Below are 17,908 nucleotides of genomic sequence, written 5' to 3' on the forward strand. Positions count from 1 at the left end.
CAAGCACGAGTACCCCGAAGCTCCTGCTTCGGCCCGCCAGAACAACGACGCTCTAACGGGCCGAAGCAGGAGCTTCGGGGTACTCGTGCCATATTGCTTGCCCATGCTCCCCACCTACCTCCGCCGCTTCCAGCAGCTCCGCGTGGCCCGCAGCCGCCAGCACGGCGAAGCGCCCTACAAACCGGCCCTGCTGCTGGCCGTGCTCGAAGGCATCGCCGACGGCTCCATCACCGGCAACCGCATCGCCATCACGCCCGAGCTCATCGCCGCCTTCAAAGCCATCTGCACCGATTTGGGTACCTCGGCGCTGTTCCCGGCGGCCAACTTTGCGCTGCCCTTCTACCACCTGCGCTCCGACGGCTTCTGGCACCTGCACCCCTGGCCCGGCCTCGACATCCTGCTCACCCGCTCGGGCTCCATCCGCAGCTTCGGCCACCTGCGCGACGTGGTGGCCTACGCCGCCCTCGACGCCGACCTCTGGCAGTTGCTGCAAGTGCCCGCCCACCGGGCCGCCCTCACGCAGGCCCTGCTCACGCGCTACTTTCCGCAAACGCAGGGCCGCTACCGCGCCCGCGCCGGCGAGCAGGCCCTGGCCGACATCCGCCGCCAGATGCTGGAATAGCCCGCCGCCCGCTACCGCCGCCACGTGGCGCCCGCCGACGAGCTCGACCTCACCGTGCGCAGCGGCCTGTTCAAGCGCGTGGTGCTCGACGCCTACGACTACACCTGCGCCGTGTCGGGCCTCAAGCTGCTCAGCACCCGCAGCAGCCCCGTGCCGCTGCTCGACGCCTGCCACATCGTGCCCTGGGCCGTGAGCCACGACGACACCATCTCGAACGGCGTGGCCCTGTGCCCCAACCTGCACCGTGCCTTCGACCGCCACCTGTTCTGGATTGACGCCGACTACCGCGTGCGCCTGGCCGACGACTTCGGCGAACTCAGCGGCGGCGACTACGGCGTGCGCCGCTTCGAGGGCCAGGAACTGCGGCTGCCCCAGCGGCCGGAGTGGTGGCCGGGGCGGGAGAATTTGGCGAAGCAGCGGATAGGTGTTAGTCCTTGAGTATTATCGGTCCGTTATTGAGTGACTGTTCTGTCTGAGATTAAAATTCGTTTGACCTAACGAATACATGGGTCGAATTTGACGGACCTGGGTTTCTAAAGATTAGTTACATTTCGATTGATTTTGCTAAGCGCTGGAACCGCTTGGCATGTATGCTTTCTGTGTCGTTTCTTACGTTGTCTTTATGATGGTCTGCATAGCTGCTATCCAAGACAGAATGTTCAATCGCAAAAAAAAGTGCTTATATGGCTACTACTAAAAAAATTGATGGTAAAGCGTACTCTATTGGAGAGATATTGAAGAAAGGAGTACAATATCGCGTGCCAACGTATCAACGTGATTTCGCTTGGTCAGTTGACGAAATTGATACTCTATGGAACGATATAATGAGAGGTATAGACGATGAAAAAAAAGAGTATTTCATTGGCGCAATAGTAACAAGTAGAACAGAGGAGCCTAAAAAGAGAGATATAGTTGATGGGCAACAGAGGCTTGCTGCCTTATCCATGATTTTTGCTGCTATTGCTGATGCATGGAAGATGCGTAGCGACCAATCACGCGAATCTCTTGTGAAGAATGAATTTCTTGGAGATGTCGATAGAAGAACATTGACGATAACGCCTAAACTCACTCTCAATGAAAATAATGATACTTTCTATCAAGCATGCGTGATTGGAGGAGAAATAGTTGAGGATAAGGATAAGAAGGCTCTTATATCTTCTAACAAGTTAATTCTTGCAGGTTACGGACGAATTAAATTTCTTCTTGAGGAGTGGATAGCTAAAAATCCAGAGTCGTTTAAAGAAAATCTTATAATTCTGGAAGAGTTTATATCGGAGAGTATTTATGCTATTCTTATCGAAACGGGAGACGAGTCGGATGCATACGTAACATTCGAAACTCTCAATGGACGAGGTATCGAATTGGCTACATCAGACCTTGTCAAAAATTTTTTATTCTCGAAGGCCGGCTCTAATATTGATAAGTTTAAGAAAACATGGAATGAAATATTATTAATTATCGGAAGCGAGGGTCTGACTCAATTTATCCGATATTTCTGGAATGCTTATTACGATGTTGCTAGAGAAAAGGAATTGTATAAAAACATCAAAGAGACAATAAAAGAGACGTCTTCTGCTAAATCTATGATTGATAAGTTGAGGACTGTTGCTGTTTACAACGATGCTCTTTCAAATCCTGAACATCCATATTGGTCAGAATTTTCAAATGAATATAAACAATACCTAAATGCGCTCAATCTATTCAAGTTCAGTCAGTATAAGCCAATAATGTTTGCTGCTATGGATTTTATGAATCCAGTGGATTTAACAAAGGTATTGAAAGTAATAATGGTTATATCTTTCAGGTATACAGTTATTTCAGGGCTAAACACTGGAAGTCTGGAGCGAGTATACCCAAGCGCTGCGCTTGCTATAACTGCTAATCGAAAAATACGCCCTAAAGGTGTATTCGACCTATTGAAATCTGTCTATGTAGATGATTCTAAATTTGAAGCTGATTTTGCGCAAAGATTTTTTAATAAGGACAGTATAGCACGTTATATATTGAAGGAGATAAACGATTCATTGTCTGGCAGTGAATCGGCTGCTAGTGCTAAAATCACTGTGGAGCACATATTGCCTAAGAACCCAAACTCAGACTGGAAAAAGTATTTGGGAGGTATGAAATCCGATGAATTAGTGTACCTCATAGGTAATTTGACTCTTCTTGATGGTGCTAAAAATAGAGAAATAGGTAATAGTACTTTTGAAGTAAAAAAAGTAAAGGCATTCAATAAGTCTGTTCTTAGTATCAATGATAGTATTAAAAGCCAGCTTTATTGGTCTAATAAAAGCATCATTGAACGTTCAGAATCACTTGCAAAAACAGCTGTAAAAATATGGAGACTGGATTACTAGATAGATGGTAAAATCCAAGAAGCCCCGGCCGCACACGCAGCCGGGGCTTCTTTTGCTTCTGCCTCCTGCCAGTGGGGGCGGGGCGTCGCACAAGGAAAATAGAACTTCTCCAAGTTCGCCGCCAGCCCTGGGGCCGCCCCTGAGAAGGCAGTTTGTTCGTTCTGCCTTCGTTCCTCGTTCGTTCGGGCGGCAGCCGGGCCGGCGGGCGCCGGAGTTGCACTATTTACAGGGTGCGGGTTTTGCTCACGCTGTGGCCGGGGTTGTCGGTGGCCGACACCGTGATTTTGTCGCCGGCCAGCGAGGCATTGCGGGCCGTAGCCGTGTACAGCCACTGGTTGGGGTCGGCCTGCTGCTGGGCGTCGCCCTCTTCCACCAGGCTGCCGTCGCTGTTCTCAATCTTCACGTGCACGCTTTGCACGGCGTGGTCGTCGGTGGCCGTGATGGCGATGAGGTCGCCCACCTTGCCCGTGTACTGGCTCAGGTCCACGTCGCCGATGCTGGGCGCCTGCATGAAGTCGCGCAGCAGCACGTTATACACGCTGATGTCCTGCGCCCGGGCCTCGTCGGCGTACTCGGCCTGCACGGCCGGGTCCTGGCTCTGGCCCTTGGCGTAAATCACAGCCTGCTGAAACCGCTCGCGCTGGGCCGTCTGCCCGGCCGTGGGCGGCCCGCTGGGGGCCTGCGGGGCCACGCTCACCACGGTGCCGCGGCTGGTTTGCCGGAACACCAGCTGCCCGCCCAGCGTGCCGCTCAGTCCCTGCGTGACGATGTTGTTCTTAACCTTTGCCATAAAAGTGTTGGGGGTTTTGGGTAGAGAAACGCCCGGCCGTCGAGTCGGGCCACTGGCAAGGTAACGGAATATTTTAATAAGTAATATACAGCAGGTAGCGCCGCCCTAACGTTCTGTATAAGAGCAGCAGTTGGCGCATCATCGCCAGGCCGGGCGCAGCCGAGGCATATGGCGCGAACGTAGCGCCTCACCCCCTGACCCCCCTCTCCGAAAAGGGAATGCGACAAAGCATTCTTCGGGGGCACCGGTCTTGCTTCTTGCGTCGTCAGGCTCCCCCTCTCCTTTTTCGGAGAGGGGGCCGGGGGGTGAGGCGCCCGCCAGAACGAATGGCATGCCGTTCTTTAGGCTTCGTTTCTGAATCCGGATTTCTCATGCGTCGTTTGTTGCTGCTGGGCCTGTTGGCGGCCGGTCCTGCCTATTCCCAAAGCCTGCCTGTTCTTTCCCAAAACCCGCCGGCCTTGCGCTGGCGCGAGGTGCGCACTCCCCACTTCCGGGTGCTCTACGCGGGCGGCATCGACACGGCGGCGCAGCGCACGGCCGCCCGCCTGGAGCAGCTGCACGGGCCCACCTCGGCCACGCTGGGCGTGAGCCCACGGCCCATCTCGGTGGTGCTGCAAAACCAAACCACGGTGCCCAACGGCTTCGTGACGTTTCTGCCGCGCCACGCCGAGTTTTTCACCACGCCGCAGCAGGGCTTCGGGCTGGGCACCGTCGACTGGCTCGACGGGCTGGTGGTGCACGAGTTCCGGCACGTGGGGCAGTTTGAGAAGGCCCGGCAGGGGGTGGGCCGCGTGCTGGGCCCGCTGCTGGGCGATGGCGCGCTGGGCGTGGCCGCCGTGGGCGTGCCGCAGTGGTTTTTCGAGGGCGACGCCGTGGGCACCGAAACGGCCCTCACGCGCAGCGGGCGCGGGCGCATCCCCAGCTTCAACGTGGGCCTGCGGGCCAACCTGCTCTCGGGCCGCCGCTACAGCTACCAGAAGGCCGTGAATGGCTCCCTGCGCGACAACGTGCCCGACTGGTACGTGCTGGGTTACTTCATGACCTCCTACCTGAAGGCCCACCACGGCGCCGACGTGTGGTCGCGGGTGCTGGACCGGTACTACCGGTTTCCCTTCTACCCGTTCTCGTTCTCCAACGCCATCAAGCGCACCACCGGCCTGCGGGTGGAAGAGGTCTACGAGCGCAGCATGACGGAGGTCGACTCGCTGTGGATGCGGCAGCACACGGCCGCCGCCAGCCCCACCGAGCCCCAATTCATGGCGGTGAAGCCGCTGCGCCAGGAAGACCTGAGTCCCGTTTTCACCCAGTACCAATACCCGCAGTACCTGACCGACAGCACGGTGCTGGCCCTAAAAACCGGCTTCAACGACATTCCGCATTTCGTGCGCCTGAGCCGGAGCGGGAAGGAAGAAAAGTTGTTCACGCCCGGCCAGCTCAACATCCCCGAAATGCTGTCGGTGAACGGCGGCAAGGCCGTGTGGCCGGAGTTCCAGCAAAACGCGCGCTGGGGCCAGCGCATTGCCTCCGAGCTGAAGGTGCTGGACTTGAAAACCGGCCGGCTCACCCGCCTCGGGCGCGGCCAGCGCTACACGGCCGCCGCTCTCTCGCCCGACGGCCGGCGCCTGGTGGCCGTGCACGAAACCCCCGAGTATCATCACGAACTGGTGGTCCTAGATGCGCAAACCGGCGCCGAGCTACAAGTGCTGCCCAATCCGCGTAATCATATTTACGTCCAGCCTCGCTGGCACCCAGACGGCCGCCGCCTTGTGGCCGTGTTGTTGGAGGCATCCGGTAAATCCATCGTTGTCATCGACCCCGCCGCCAGTACAACAACTTATCTACTGCCCATAGCCAATGTGAACCTAGCCAACCCGCAGCCCTGGCGCGGGTTCGTGCTCTACAACTCCTCGCAAAGCGGCATTGACAATCTTTACGCCATGAGCGCCCACACCGGCCGCACATTCCGCGTCACCTCGCGCCCGTTCGGGGCATACCATGCCGCTGTGGCGCCCGACGGCCGCACGCTGGCCTTCCATGATTACCGGGCCACCGGCGCACGGGTGGTAGAAATACCGCTCGATTCAACCACCTGGACTCCGGTTTCTAGAGCACTTAAAGAAGTGCCAGGGCCCTACGCCGATACGCTTACGGCCCTAGAACCGGCCGGGGCACAGATGGCCGCTCTCCTTAAATGGCCATACGCAAACAAAGCTAAGGTTGGTTTGCCCCGGGAGAACTACGGAGTGCGGCGCTACTCGCCGCTGGCACACGCCTTCAACCTGTTCAGCTACGGTGTGGTGCAAAGCCCGAGCGGCAACGCGGTAGCCGTGGGCCTGCGCTCGCAGGACTTGCTGAATACCACGCAGGTATTCGCCGGCCTGGGCTACGACCAGGTGGAGCGCACCTTCAACGTGACAGGGGCCCTGAGCTACCAGGGCCGCTACCCGGTATTCGACGCCGACGTGACCTACGGCGGGCGCGACGCCGCCATCATCTCGCAGGGCCGCAGCTACCGCGACCAGTGGCAGTACACGCGCCTCTCGGCCGGGGTGCGCCTGCCGCTTAACCTCACGCATTCCAAGTACCTGCAGGCGTTGTCGGTGGGCACCTACTTCCTGCACGAGGAAGTGTACGACTACCAGCTGCCCACCCGCCGGGCCACCGAACCGTCGCCCACTGCCGCCCTCAACGCCGTGCAAACCACCCTTAGCTACGTCACGCAGCTCAAGCGCAGCCTGCGCAGCGTGGCGCCCAAAAGCGGCGGCACCTTCCTTGGTACCTGGCGCACCACGCCCTTCGGCCGGGGGCTCGAAGCCACGCAGTGGGCCGCTCAGGCCAGCGTGTTTCTGCCCGGCCTGGCCCGCAACCACGCCATCCGGCTGCGCGGCGGCTACCAGTGGCAGGACCAGTCGGCCGGCGCGCGGCTCTACCAGTTTGCGCCCGCCGTGTCGTTTCCGCGCGGCGAAGGCTACACCAGCTTCGACCGCCTGCGCGTGGGCAGCTTCGACTACTACCTGCCGCTGGCTTTCACGCACTGGGAGCTGGGCCGCTGGCTCTACATCCAGCGCCTGCGGGCCACTGTGTTCGGCGATGTGGCGCAGGGCGACGCCATCCGGGGCCTCGATTACCAGGTGAACTACCAGAACGTGGGCGTCGACGCGCTGGTGCTCTTCAACGTGCTGCGCCTGCGCACGCCCATCGAGGCCGGCGTGCGGGTGGTGTACAGCTCGCAGCTACGGCAGTGGCTGGTGCAGCCGCTTGCGTTTGACATTCGGTTGTGACGCCTGTGGCTTCCTCCTAATGAGGAACGAGGAATTGGGGACGCTTGTCATCCTGAGCGCAGCGAAGGACCTTCTCACGACTGAACGGCTTGCAGCAATTCAATCGGCGCAGGCGTGAGAAGGTCCTTCGCTGCGCTCAGGATGACAGACGTAATATTCTTCATTAACCCAAAGGCGTTTTACGCCCGAATAACCTGCGGCTTGAGCGTCGTTAGCTCCCCAATCTTCACCGGCTTGCCCGTGTCGATGCTGTGGCGGGCTGCTATGCCCACCAGGCAGGACATGGCCCCGTCGCGGGTGCCGGCCGACTGGCGGTAGGGGTCGGCGCCGGGCTGGAAAATTTGCTTGCGCAGGCGTACATCGCCGCCGCCGTGGCCTTCCTCGTTGTTGGGAATGCGGATGATTTCGCGCTTGCCGAAGTTGGGCGTGAGCTGGATTTCGTCGAAAGCTTCCTCATCCCAGGTTTGGCGTTCCTTAATCCAGGCTTCGAGGCGGCCCTTGGTGCCGTTGAAGGCAATGCGGTAGCCCTCGTAGGGCGAGTAAGTGGTGAGTGAGTAGCTCACCTGCACCTGGTTGGCGTACTTAATTTGCACGGCCATCTTATCGAAGATGTCGATGTCTTCCTTCCACACGCAGCCGTCGCGCAGGTAGCCGTCGTACTTCTCGTTATCCACGTAAATCTTGGTCAGGCGCGCGTCCTTGGTCACGTCCCAGTAGAACTGGCACTTGTCCTTGTGCGGGCAGGGGCGGCAGTGGGTGTGGCGGAACGAGTTGTTTTTGCCGTAGAAATTTAGCTGGCCGTTGGCGTACACTTCTTCGGGGTCCGAGTCGAGCCACCAGTTCAGCAGGTCGAAGTGGTGGGTGGCCTTGTGCACCAGCAGCGAGCCGCTGTTCTGGCGCAGGCGGTGCCAGCGGCGGAAATAGTCGGCCCCGTGGTGCACGTCGAGGTACCAGTGGAAATCGGCCGAGGTGATGTTGCCGATGACGCCCGCGCGCAACAGCTCAAACAGCTTCTGGCGATGCGGCGAGTAGCGGTAGTTGAAGGTCACCTTCACCTTCTTGCCGGTGCGCTTTTCGGCGTCGATGATTTGCTGGCACTTCTTCTCGTCGGTCGTCATCGGCTTTTCGGTCACGATGTCGGCCCCGTATTCCATGCCTTTCACGATGAACTCGTTGTGCGTGGCGTCCACGGTGGTCACGATGAGCACGTCGGGCTTCACCTGCTTCATCATCTTATCGAAGTCGGTGAAGGTGGGGCAGTTCACGCCCAGCATCTTCCGGCCGGTTTCTACGCGGCCGGGGTTGATGTCGCAGAGGCCCACGAACTCCATTTTGTCGCCGTGCTCCTTCAGCACGTCCACGCCCCACATGCCCAGGCCGCGGTGGCCGGTGCCCACCATGGCCACGCGGGTTTTCTTAGCTGGCGCCAGGGCCGAAGCCAGCGCATTATTAGTAAGCAACGAGCCTGCCAGGGCGCTGCCGGTGAGCTGGGCAAAAGTGCGTCGTTTCATAAGCCGCCGAAGGTTGAGTGGGAAAAGTTAGCCCGTGAATTTGCCGGTCTTTCCGCTGAAAAGCACCATGCCGGGTCGGAAAGATTTGCGCAATCGTTCCCGGCGGCGGGCACAAAAAAAACCCCGCCGGTAGGGCGGGGGCTTGCAGGAGAAGGCAAGTCCTAAAGAGATGGTACTGGTTCTGCCAGTTTGTAGCGTGGACTCTGCGAGTCCGCGCCTAATCGAACGATATAATCAAACGATTCTGGCATGCGCGGACTCGCAGAGTCCACGCTACAGCACCGTTTCGTGGTGCAGGAAGTGGTCCATGGCCGAGAGGGTTTGCTGGGGGGCGCTGAGGTGGGGGCAGTGGCCACCGGTTTCAATCACCTTCAGGCGGCTGTCGGCCAGCTGCTCGTTGATGTAGGTGCCCACGGCCAGCGGGGCGATGATGTCGTGGGCCGACTGCACAATAAGTGTGGGGATGGTGAGGAAGCCCAGCTCGGCGCGGGTGTCGGAGAAAAACGTGACGCGGGCGAAGTGCTTGGCAATCTCGGGGTTGGTGCGCACAAAGCTGTTGGTGAGGCCCATCACCAGCTCGGGGCTTTCGTTCTGGCCCATCATCACCGGCGCGAAGCCGTGCGACCAGCCGTTGTAGTCGCCTTCCATGGCGGCCAGCAGCTCGTTGATGTCCTTTTGCTCGAAGCCCCCGGCGTAGCCGTTTTCGTTGATAAAGCGCGGCGAGGGCGACACCAGCACCATTTTAGAAAACCGCTCGGGCTCGCGCACGGCCGCAATCACGCCTATCATCGACGCCACCGAATGGCCCACAAACACCACATCGTGCAGGGCCAGGGCGCTGAGCACCTGCAGCAGGTCGTCGGCGTGGCCGGCCAGGGAGCCGTGCTTGGCGGTGGGTTGGTAGGCGCTCTGGTCCGATTGGCCGGCGCCAATTAGGTCCATCAGCACTACCTGGTACTGGTCTTCGAAGTGCGGGGCCACGAGGCGCCAGTCGCTCTGGTCGCCGCCGAGGCCGTGCAGGAAGACAATGGTGGGCTTATTGGGGCCGGTGGCGCCGGAGATGGTGACGTGGCTGCGCTCCAGAACAGAAGTAGCGGAAGGATGCATAAATAGCAGTTCTTGGTTAAAGGAAATTTATTGTAAAGTGAAACCTACGACAAAGGTTAAAAAATGGATTGATTTAATGAAAGATAGACTGACAAGTAGCTACAAAAATAGTCTGATTGGGTATTATTATATCAAGTAATCAGGCATTAAAAATTTTTAATGCCGGGCAAAGCTTGGTATTATATTGGCGGTATTTTATGATTATTCAATGACGCGATATGGCTGGGTGGTAGCGGGCGGGCTTGCTGATGGTCGTCCGGTGACTAGGGGTCTATTCGCCGTTCCTGAAAAAGCTAGGCCGTGACTTTTGCCGAACAGCGCGGGTAAACGATTTCATCGACGCCAAAACCAACAACCTGGTGTGGCGCGGCTCTATGGCCGACCCCGCCCGCCTGGGCAAGCAATTCTCGGAAGCCGCCAAAGACATTCTGGAGAAGTTTCCGAAGGGGAAAGCGGGCTCCTGAGCCTTCGTTTGTCATTCAACAAAAAGGCCCGGCTTCATCAGCCGGGCCTTTTTGTTTAGTCTATACTATCGCCTTGCCCTCTTCCATGTCCGCTTCCACCAGCGGGGCCTTGGTTTTGCCGATGATGTAGCGCAGGCCCTTGTCGTAGCTGAAGTAGCTCCAGGTCCATTGCAGCAGCACCATCAGGCGGTTGCGGAAGCCGATGAGCGACACCACGTGCACCACGCTCCAGGCCAGCCAGGCAATGAAGCCGTCGAGGTGGTATTCCTTGCCGAAAAGCTTGATGTCGGCCACGGCGTGGTTGCGGCCGATGGTGGCCATGGCGCCCTTGTCGTCGTAATGAAAAGGCTCCATGAGCCGGTGGGTGAGGACGCGGTGCAGGTTTTCGCCCAAGCGGCGGCCCTGCTGCAAAGCGGGCTGCGCCACCATGGGGTGGCCGTCGGGGTAATCGTCGGTTTTCATCAGGGCGATGTCGCCGATGGCGAAGACGTTTTCGTAGCCCTGCACGCGGTTGTAGTGGTCCACAGCGTAGCGGTTGCCGGCCAGCAGGCAACTGGCGTCGAGCCCCTGCACGGGCGCGCCCGTCACGCCGGCCGCCCATATTAAGGTGCGTGCCACCAGCTTCTGGCCGGTGCTAAGCGTGGCCGTGTAGCCGTCGTACGACTTCACCCGCGCATCGAGCCACACCTGCACCCCAAACTTTTCCAGCGACTCCAGCGCCCGCGCCGAGGCATTGGCCGACATGCCCTTGAGCAGCACCGGCCCGCTCTGCACCAGGTGAATGTCCATTTCCTTGAAGTCAATTTCGCGGTAGTCTTTCGGAAATACGTGGGTGCGCAGCTCGCTCAGCGCCCCGGCAATTTCCACGCCGGTGGGGCCGCCGCCCACTATCACGAAATCGAGCAGGCTGTTGAGCTGCTCCATGTCGCCGAGCTGCAGGGCCTGCTCGAAGTTCGATAGCACCGTGTTGCGCAGCTCGATGGCATCTTCCACGCTCTTGATGGCAACGGCATTTTTAGCCATCAGCTCGTCGCCAAAATAGTTGGTGGTGGCGCCGGTGGCCAGCACCAGGTAGTCGTAGCGCACGCAGCCGATGCTGGTTTCCACAATCTGGGCCGCGGGGTCCACGGACTGTACCTCGGCCAGCCGGAAGTAAAAATTGTCCTGCTCGCTGAGAATTTTACGGAACGGCGACACGATGTCGCCCTCGTCCAGGCCCGCCGACGCCACCTGGTAGAGCAGCGGCTGAAAGGTGTGGTAGTTCTGCTTATCAATGAGCACCACCTGCACCGGCGCGTGGGCCAATGCCTTGGCCAGTTCCAGCCCGCCGAAGCCGCCGCCCACAATCACGACGCGCGGCTTGCCGAGGTCGTCAATCTTCGTTAACCCTTCCATGCACTAAGGATGCGGCCGGATGGCGGCCACAACGGGGACTTTACCGGATTTGGGCGGGTGGGGTTGTCAAACTCAACCGGAAGCCTGGCAAAGCCGCTACGGCGCCACCCGCCGAAACACCAGCCGCGGCGTGGCCATCGAGCCATCATACAGCCGCAAGTCGTCGCCGCTGATTTCGTAGCGCGTGGTCTGGGCCAGATTGGCGAGGTAGCGGGTTTCGAGCGTTTGCACGGGGCAGGGCGTCTGGGTCGGGATGGGCGTCGACAACTGGAGCTGCTGCCCGCTGCCGAGGCTGAAGCGCCCACTGAAATTGTTGCACGGTCCCAGGCCCACAATGCTATTGCCCAAGGCAGCGAATTCGATGTAGGACCGTGCCGCGCCCGAATAGCTCGACGCCATTACCGGAAACTCATCAATGCTGGTCAGCATCCAGCGGGCCTCAAGCAGGGTAGCCGCTGCGGGCTCGGCCGCTTCGTTTTTCTCGCAGCTGCCGAGGGAAATGGAAACAAGTATGGCCAACGGCAGGAGGCGACGAAACATCATAAAAGCACGGGAAATAAAGTGCAAGGCTGATACGCAATATCAGCAAAATGATAGCAAAATGACAGCCACCCGGCCAACTTTTTATAAAGAATGCTAACCAAAACCAGTTGTTACCGAACTCTTTCCGTAAGCAGCCCTGTTGCCGGTCTACTTCCACCCGCTCCCCATTTGCTTATGACCTTGCTGCCCATCGCCTCGCTGTTAATTGCCACGCTGCTGTCGGCGGCTCCCGCACCCAACGAGCCCCAGGCCGTAACGGTCACGGTCACCTCGCTGGTATCAACCACGGCAGCCGTCAGGCTGTATTTTTACAACACCCGGGAAGGTTTTTTGAAAAGCGGCAAGTGGGCGTTTTCCAAATCGGTGAAACCCGGCGGCAAGAGCGAATTCACGCTGCCGGTGGAGCTGCCGCGGGGCGATTGGGCGGTGGCCATCACCCAGGATTTGAATAATAACGATAAAATCGACAAAAATTTCCTCGGCATTCCCACCGAGCCGTATGCTTTTTCTAACAATGTGCGGCCCACGGTGGCCGCGCCCGGTTTTGATGAGTGCAAATTCACGGTGGATGGGCCCGGCAAAGTGGTGAGCATCGTATTGAAAAACTAAAACGCATTTGGCTCCTCTAAAGCCAAAGCTTGCTTATAGTAAAAGCCTCCTGCACAGAAATGTGGGAGGCTTTTTTGTTGTGTATCGCATCTAAAAAATGATATTTTACTTCCAATAAATGCTTTTAAGTTTTTATCATTTGTCAAACAAATACTGTGTTAAAAGCCGAATTTATTGAATATAACCGTGTGAGTGTAATAATTTTGCACCGATGTTACCCGACTTAACTTCTTGCTAGTAACTATGAGCCAAACCTTTACTTCTGCTTCATTTCCGTACGTCGCAATAGCGCCCAAGCGCCGCGGCTTCTACTTGCCCGTGCTGTTGCTGCTAAGCTTTTTAAGCGTAAGCGGGACGTCCTGGGCTACTTCTTACGTGGTTGATAACCCCGATAAGAAGAAGACCTTCAATCTTGAGAACAACGACGACCTGACCATTAGCAGCAACGTCAACTTCGAAGGTATCATCAACGTCAACGGGAGCAACGTGACCATCACCGTTAACGGCGACCTTATCAACGGCAGCGTCATCGCGGTTAATAACGTAGTGAACACGGGGATTACCAATTTTGGCGTATTCAACGGCACGCTCATGGTAGCCAGCGGCGCCATCGGCACGGTTATCAACAACCTGGGTTCGGTCCCTTCGCAGCAGGTGTACCTGAACGCGCCCACCACTATTAACAACGGCAGCGCTTCGGCTTCGGCCGGGGTGAGCTGGACGGGCTACGTGGGCGGCCGGTTCGCGGCCGCGCCTACCATCAATAACTTCGGTAGCTGGACGGCGCAGATGCAGCCCCTGCCCGGCGGCACCATCAGCAACAAAGCCGGCGCCACCTGGAACGCTTACATGACCGTGAGTGCCCCGCTCAGCATCACCAACGAAGGCACCTGGAGCTCGCAGATTCAGCCGGCCGGCTCGGGCGCGCCTACCTTCACGTTCGTGAACAGCGGCACGTGGTCGGGCAGCGTAACGGCCAACAGCGTCGCCACGTCGGTGACCAACAGCGGCACCTGGAACAGCCAAATTGACTACAGCGGCGCGCTTACCATCGTGCACACTGCTGGCACCTGGAATGGCCTGCCCAACGGCAGCAGCGGCTCGCTGCGCATCACCAACGGCGCTACCTGGACCCAGGGCTTCAACTTCCCCGGCACTGGCCCCAACAGCTTTGTGAACACCGGCACGGCCACTTTCAACCGTTACCTGGGCATGGGTTCGGCCACCACCATCACCAATAGCGGCGCCATGACGGTGAGCAACGGCATGGGCAACATCAGCGCCAATTCCAGCCTCAACAACCAGCGTGGAGCTACCTTCCGGGTGGTGGGCCAGCTCGTGAACTTCGGCACGGTAAGCAACGCGGGCACCGTGGCCGTCTCCGGCGATTTCCGCAACGAAGGCGGGGGCGTGATGAGCGGCCCGGCCGCTCCACTGCGCGGCAGCATCACGGCCAGTGGCTACTCGGTGAATGCCGGCGCGTTTGGCACCACGGGTCGCCTCGATTTCTGCGACGCCGGCAACAGCGCGGGCTTCGACCTGCAGTCGGGCACTGTGGGCTCGGGCATCACTTTTTGTGCGCTCCGGCCCCTGCCGGTGGAGCTGGCCGCTTTCACGGCCGAGGCGGTGAAGGACCGGGTGCTGGTGCGCTGGAGCACGGCCACGGAGCAAAACAGCGCCGTGTTCGTGGTAGAGCGCAGCGCCGATGGCAAGAGCTTCAATGCTGTGCGGGAGGTGAGCGCGCAGGGCAATTCGATGGTTGTGACGGCCTACGCCGCCGCCGACGCCAAGCCGCTGCCCGGCACCAGCTACTACCGCCTGCGCCAGGTAGACCGCGATGGCGCCGTGGCTTACTCGCCGGTGGCCAAAGTGAGCTTCGCCCTGGGCGCGCAACCCGTGCTGGCTTACCCCAACCCCACCACCGACCGTCTGGTGCTTGACCTGACCGCCGCTTCGGCCGAGGCTTGCGCCGTGCGGGTACTCACCCCGGCCGGCCAGGTGGTACGCACCGAAGCCCTGACCGGGGGCAGCTTGCAGGAAGTGTCGCTCGCGGGGCTGCCTGCTGGCCTCTACCTGCTGCAAGTGCGCACCGCCACGGGCAGCTCGGTGCAGCGCATCGAAAAGAAATAATTCTTAATCAGTCGCCCCGAAACGGGTGCAGGCCCCGCGCCAGTCGTTCCGTGAGTGTCACGGCGCGGCGGGCGCGGGTTTCTGTTTGTTTGGCCTCGGCCACCAGGCGGGCCATGGCGCGGCGGTGGGCGCCGCTGTAGCGGAGGAAGGCGGCTTCGGCCTCGGGCCAGGCGGCCAGGGCTTCGGCCAGCTCGTCGGGCAAGTCCACGTGGTCGGGGTTGGGGTCGGGCGCGATGGTCACGTCCAGCCACTGGCCCAGCTCGATGCCCACGGCCCGGCACACGTCCTTGTTCAGCATGAGGTAGCGCCCGCCGCCTTCCAGCGGCAGCAGCCCCAGCCGCAGCTCCTGCCCTCTGATGGTAACAATGACTCGTTTGGCTGCCTTGCCGCCCAGCGCGGTCAGCACGTCGGCCGGCACCACAATGGTTTGGGTGGGCATGAAGCTGGGGCCGCCGGGCTCCAGTTGGGCGCGAAAAAGGATAGGTGCGGAACTGGGCATTGGGCTACATGCAAAGGGCCAAGCAGGCGTGGATTTTCGCTTTTAAAAGTAAAGCTGTTTTACCAGCGGAATACCCGGAAGAAGACGAAGCATGGCGAAGAGGGGCGAAATCATTTACTCCGCAGGCCTGCGTCGTGCCCGGGCCCATCGGATGCAGGCGCCTACATTTGACCTTGATTATGGCCCCTGCTTCTGGTAAGAAAATATCAATAGCCGCGCTGGTTGTGCTGATGCTGGCCACCTGCCTGTCGTTCTGGCTGGCCCCGGCGCCGCAGGGCGAGCCCGAGGTGGAGTACTGGGGACATTACGCCCAGGTAGGGCCGGGGCTGGGGTTTGTGGTGAACCACGACAGCTACGGCTACCTGGCCGTAGCGCAGGAGCCCGGCAAGCTGCTGCTGCCGCAGGAGGTGCGGCAGTCGCGCCCGCTGTATGCACTACTGGGCGCAGCCGTGGGCTACCCGCTTGCAGCTTTGCTGGGGCTGGCCAGCCGCGTTGGGCTGGCCCCGCCGTGGCCGCCCGAAGACGTCGCTTTTTATGGTTTTTACAGCGGGTTTGTAATGCTCAACGGCTTAGTGCTGTTGCTGGCTTTGTGGCTATTCCGGCAGCTATTCGATGTTTTCACGGCAGGCCAGGGCAGCAAAGCCGAATTTTATGCGCTGGCCTGGGTACTCGTGGCCAACCCTATTACGAAGGCTTTTTTCTGGACGGCGCACCAGCAGATGTTTGCGTTTCTGGTGCCCCTGTTCTGCCTGTGGCTGGCCATCCGACTGCGGCAAGGGCGGGTACTGCCGTGGGCCGGCTTGAGCGAGCTGGCCCTGGGGTTGGGTGTGCTGCCGCTGGTGTACGGGAGCTTTGTGCTGGTGTGGCCGGCGCTGGCGTTTGGCATGCTGAGGTTTGGCGATGCCACTCCTCCGAGCTGGGCAAACCGATTTGGCAGGCTCGCACTCAGCGCGCTGCTTTTCGGCCTGCCCACGCTAGGGTGGATTCTGCTGCTGAAATTGGTTGGAACCACTTATTATAACCACGAAGCCGAACGATTTCACCAACTGGTGTGGCTGTTGGATGCGCGTCACCTGCCGCTGGCTGACGCGGCCAGCCTGGTGGGCAGCAAGCTATTGGAGTATCTGGCCAGCATTCAGCTCATGGGATTCTGGCTGCTGGGCAGCGCGGGCTTGTATGCCGCCACCCGGTGGCGCACCCGGGCGCAGGCGGCCCAGGTGCTGCCCGCCATGGCTGGGGCCGCGCTGGCGTGGGTGTCGGGCTGCTTTGTCGCATTCTTCGCCCTGCTGGGCTACTACCCCGAGCGCCTGGCTTTCACCCTGCTGCCATTGGTGCTGTGCCTACTGGTGGCCCTGCTGCCGCGCTGGCCCCGGTGCTACGCCCAGCCGGCGGCGCTGGCTGTGGCCGCCGGCTGGTACCTCTACGTGCTGCTGAGCTACGGCCCCTTTAGCTAGGCCGCCAGCTCGCGCAGCTGCTTGTTAATGAAGTCCACCTCCTCGAACGTGAGCTGGAAATCCATGGCCCGGGCGTTTTGTACGGCCTGCTCAGGGTTGCGGGCGCCCACCAGCGCTACCGTGATGCCGGGCTGCGCCAGCGTCCAGCGCAGCACGAGCTGGCCCAGGGTGGCGTTTTTGGTTTCGGCCAGCGGGCGAATCTTATTCAGCATGGCATTCACGCGCTGCACGTTCTCGGGCGTGAACAGGCGGTGGCCCCGGCGCAGGTCGCCTTCGCCAAACTCCTGGCCGGGCTTCATCTTGCCGGTGAGCAGGCCCAGCTGCAGCGGGCTATACACCAGAATGGCCTTGTTATTTTCAATGCAATACGGCACCACATCGGCCTCAATATCGCGCCGCACCATGCTGTAAGGCACTTGGTTGGAGGCGAGGTTGATGGTTTTTTCGGCTTCCTGCATCTGGGCCACCGAGTAGTTGCTCACGCCGCCCGCGCGCACCTTGCCCTGCTCCACGAGGCGGCCCAGGGCCTCCATGGTTTCGTCAATCGGGGTGGTCACGTCGGGCCAGTGCTGCTGGTAAAGGTCGATGTAGTCGGTGCCGAGGCGGCGCAGGCTGTCTTCGCATTCCTTGATAATGCTGTCGCGGCCGGCGTACTTGTACACGTCGAGGTCGTGGCCGTTGTTGTCCTTGGTTTTCATGGCGAAGTCGCCCTTGGCCAAGTCCCAGCGCATGCCGAATTTGGTCAGAATCTGCACCTTGTCGCGTGGCAGGCCCTTGATGGCCTCGCCCACGATTTCCTCGCTGAAGCCCATGCCGTACACCGGCGCCGTGTCGATGCTGGTCACGCCCAGGTCGTAGCTGGCCCGGATGGCGCCCACGGCGTCGTTCTGCTCGGTGCCGCCCCACATCCAGCCGCCAGCGGCCCAGCTGCCAAAGGTGATGCGCGAAACGGTGACGCCGGAGTTGCCTAGTTTTTGAAATTCCATGAGGTTGATTGGTCGGGTGAATGGGAAGTGGCCGCGTTGGGGCCGGGGTTTTTAACCGAGCTTTGGGGGCGAAGGTTGTGGTAATGGATTAATTTGAACGCCATGCCGCGCGCCGCCGAGGCATCTCGTTCGCTTCGTTGTGATGCCGTTGATTACTTCC

Annotated in this window: 14 protein-coding genes; 7 read left to right on the plus strand and 7 right to left on the minus strand. The window is 59.7% G+C overall.

Features of this window, described 5'->3' with window-relative positions; genetic code table 11:
* The first annotated feature begins 103 nt into the window (after nucleotides 1-103).
* The 3 genes from MTP16_RS08540 to MTP16_RS08550 all read left to right on the plus strand — a co-directional run bounded on the left by MTP16_RS08540 (nucleotide 104) and on the right by MTP16_RS08550 (nucleotide 2,979).
* Complete coding sequence (locus MTP16_RS08540; RefSeq protein ID WP_243518205.1) at nucleotides 104-622, plus strand: hypothetical protein; 519 nt, start codon at nucleotides 104-106, stop codon at nucleotides 620-622.
* Nucleotides 623-646: 24 nt separating this feature from the next.
* Nucleotides 647-1,060 carry an HNH endonuclease gene (locus tag MTP16_RS08545; RefSeq protein WP_243518207.1) on the plus strand — a complete coding sequence of 138 codons (414 nt, stop codon included), beginning with the start codon at nucleotides 647-649 and terminating at the stop codon, nucleotides 1,058-1,060.
* Nucleotides 1,061-1,305: 245 nt separating this feature from the next.
* The gene (locus tag MTP16_RS08550; RefSeq protein ID WP_243518209.1) at nucleotides 1,306-2,979 is read left to right on the plus strand and encodes a DUF262 domain-containing protein; all 1,674 of its coding nucleotides are present in this window, start codon (nucleotides 1,306-1,308) and stop codon (nucleotides 2,977-2,979) included.
* Nucleotides 2,980-3,202: 223 nt separating this feature from the next.
* On the opposite strand, the gene MTP16_RS08555 is transcribed toward MTP16_RS08550, so the two are convergent.
* A complete protein-coding gene (locus tag MTP16_RS08555; RefSeq protein ID WP_243518211.1) occupies nucleotides 3,203-3,769 on the minus strand; it encodes a hypothetical protein in 567 nt (188 codons plus the stop codon).
* Between the two features lie 371 nt (nucleotides 3,770-4,140).
* Between MTP16_RS08555 and MTP16_RS08560 the strand changes: the two genes are divergently transcribed.
* Nucleotides 4,141-7,050, plus strand: coding sequence for a TolB family protein (locus MTP16_RS08560; RefSeq protein ID WP_243518214.1), 2,910 nt, complete (start codon nucleotides 4,141-4,143; stop codon nucleotides 7,048-7,050).
* Nucleotides 7,051-7,229: 179 nt separating this feature from the next.
* Here MTP16_RS08560 and MTP16_RS08565 read toward each other — a convergent pair whose 3' ends face one another.
* The 4 genes from MTP16_RS08565 to MTP16_RS08580 form a co-directional block, all read right to left on the minus strand.
* A complete protein-coding gene (locus MTP16_RS08565; RefSeq protein WP_243518216.1) occupies nucleotides 7,230-8,561 on the minus strand; it encodes a Gfo/Idh/MocA family protein in 1,332 nt (443 codons plus the stop codon).
* 273 nt (nucleotides 8,562-8,834) lie between these two features.
* Nucleotides 8,835-9,668 carry an alpha/beta fold hydrolase gene (locus MTP16_RS08570; RefSeq protein ID WP_243518220.1) on the minus strand — a complete coding sequence of 278 codons (834 nt, stop codon included), beginning with the start codon at nucleotides 9,666-9,668 and terminating at the stop codon, nucleotides 8,835-8,837.
* A 524-nt stretch (nucleotides 9,669-10,192) separates the two neighbouring features.
* Nucleotides 10,193-11,527, minus strand: coding sequence for an NAD(P)/FAD-dependent oxidoreductase (locus MTP16_RS08575; protein ID WP_243518222.1), 1,335 nt, complete (start codon nucleotides 11,525-11,527; stop codon nucleotides 10,193-10,195).
* Nucleotides 11,528-11,623: 96 nt separating this feature from the next.
* Nucleotides 11,624-12,070, minus strand: a complete 447-nt coding sequence (locus MTP16_RS08580) for an META domain-containing protein (RefSeq protein WP_243518225.1) — start codon at nucleotides 12,068-12,070, stop codon at nucleotides 11,624-11,626.
* Between the two features lie 174 nt (nucleotides 12,071-12,244).
* Between MTP16_RS08580 and MTP16_RS08585 the strand changes: the two genes are divergently transcribed.
* On the plus strand, nucleotides 12,245-12,679 hold the full coding sequence (locus MTP16_RS08585; RefSeq protein ID WP_243518228.1) for a DUF2141 domain-containing protein: 435 nt from the start codon (nucleotides 12,245-12,247) through the stop codon (nucleotides 12,677-12,679).
* Nucleotides 12,680-12,922: 243 nt separating this feature from the next.
* Nucleotides 12,923-14,809 carry a T9SS type A sorting domain-containing protein gene (locus tag MTP16_RS08590; protein ID WP_243518231.1) on the plus strand — a complete coding sequence of 629 codons (1,887 nt, stop codon included), beginning with the start codon at nucleotides 12,923-12,925 and terminating at the stop codon, nucleotides 14,807-14,809.
* 7 nt (nucleotides 14,810-14,816) lie between these two features.
* Here MTP16_RS08590 and MTP16_RS08595 read toward each other — a convergent pair whose 3' ends face one another.
* Complete coding sequence (locus MTP16_RS08595; RefSeq protein WP_243518234.1) at nucleotides 14,817-15,308, minus strand: YdeI/OmpD-associated family protein; 492 nt, start codon at nucleotides 15,306-15,308, stop codon at nucleotides 14,817-14,819.
* A 179-nt stretch (nucleotides 15,309-15,487) separates the two neighbouring features.
* Here MTP16_RS08595 and MTP16_RS08600 point away from each other — a divergent pair, with 179 nt between their 5' ends.
* Complete coding sequence (locus tag MTP16_RS08600; RefSeq protein ID WP_243518236.1) at nucleotides 15,488-16,762, plus strand: hypothetical protein; 1,275 nt, start codon at nucleotides 15,488-15,490, stop codon at nucleotides 16,760-16,762.
* On the opposite strand, the gene MTP16_RS08605 is transcribed toward MTP16_RS08600, so the two are convergent.
* Nucleotides 16,759-17,748 (minus strand): aldo/keto reductase, encoded by a 990-nt coding sequence (locus MTP16_RS08605; RefSeq protein WP_243518238.1) that lies wholly within the window; start codon nucleotides 17,746-17,748, stop codon nucleotides 16,759-16,761. The two genes, MTP16_RS08600 and MTP16_RS08605, sit on opposite strands and share 4 nt — an antisense overlap.
* Nucleotides 17,749-17,908: the final 160 nt, after the last annotated feature.

It is taken from the genome of Hymenobacter monticola, from assembly GCF_022811645.1.
GTDB classification, from domain to species: domain Bacteria; phylum Bacteroidota; class Bacteroidia; order Cytophagales; family Hymenobacteraceae; genus Hymenobacter; species Hymenobacter monticola.

Coding starts and splice junctions, on each gene's coding strand:
- MTP16_RS08540 (WP_243518205.1), top strand. CDS start 104: ATGCTCCCCACCTACCTCCGCCGCTTCCAGCAGCTCCGCGTGGCCCGC.
- MTP16_RS08550 (WP_243518209.1), top strand. CDS start 1,306: ATGGCTACTACTAAAAAAATTGATGGTAAAGCGTACTCTATTGGAGAG.
- MTP16_RS08555 (WP_243518211.1), bottom strand. CDS start 3,769: ATGGCAAAGGTTAAGAACAACATCGTCACGCAGGGACTGAGCGGCACG.
- MTP16_RS08560 (WP_243518214.1), top strand. CDS start 4,141: ATGCGTCGTTTGTTGCTGCTGGGCCTGTTGGCGGCCGGTCCTGCCTAT.
- MTP16_RS08565 (WP_243518216.1), bottom strand. CDS start 8,561: ATGAAACGACGCACTTTTGCCCAGCTCACCGGCAGCGCCCTGGCAGGC.
- MTP16_RS08570 (WP_243518220.1), bottom strand. CDS start 9,668: ATGCATCCTTCCGCTACTTCTGTTCTGGAGCGCAGCCACGTCACCATC.
- MTP16_RS08575 (WP_243518222.1), bottom strand. CDS start 11,527: ATGGAAGGGTTAACGAAGATTGACGACCTCGGCAAGCCGCGCGTCGTG.
- MTP16_RS08580 (WP_243518225.1), bottom strand. CDS start 12,070: ATGATGTTTCGTCGCCTCCTGCCGTTGGCCATACTTGTTTCCATTTCC.
- MTP16_RS08585 (WP_243518228.1), top strand. CDS start 12,245: ATGACCTTGCTGCCCATCGCCTCGCTGTTAATTGCCACGCTGCTGTCG.
- MTP16_RS08590 (WP_243518231.1), top strand. CDS start 12,923: ATGAGCCAAACCTTTACTTCTGCTTCATTTCCGTACGTCGCAATAGCG.
- MTP16_RS08595 (WP_243518234.1), bottom strand. CDS start 15,308: ATGCCCAGTTCCGCACCTATCCTTTTTCGCGCCCAACTGGAGCCCGGC.
- MTP16_RS08600 (WP_243518236.1), top strand. CDS start 15,488: ATGGCCCCTGCTTCTGGTAAGAAAATATCAATAGCCGCGCTGGTTGTG.
- MTP16_RS08605 (WP_243518238.1), bottom strand. CDS start 17,748: ATGGAATTTCAAAAACTAGGCAACTCCGGCGTCACCGTTTCGCGCATC.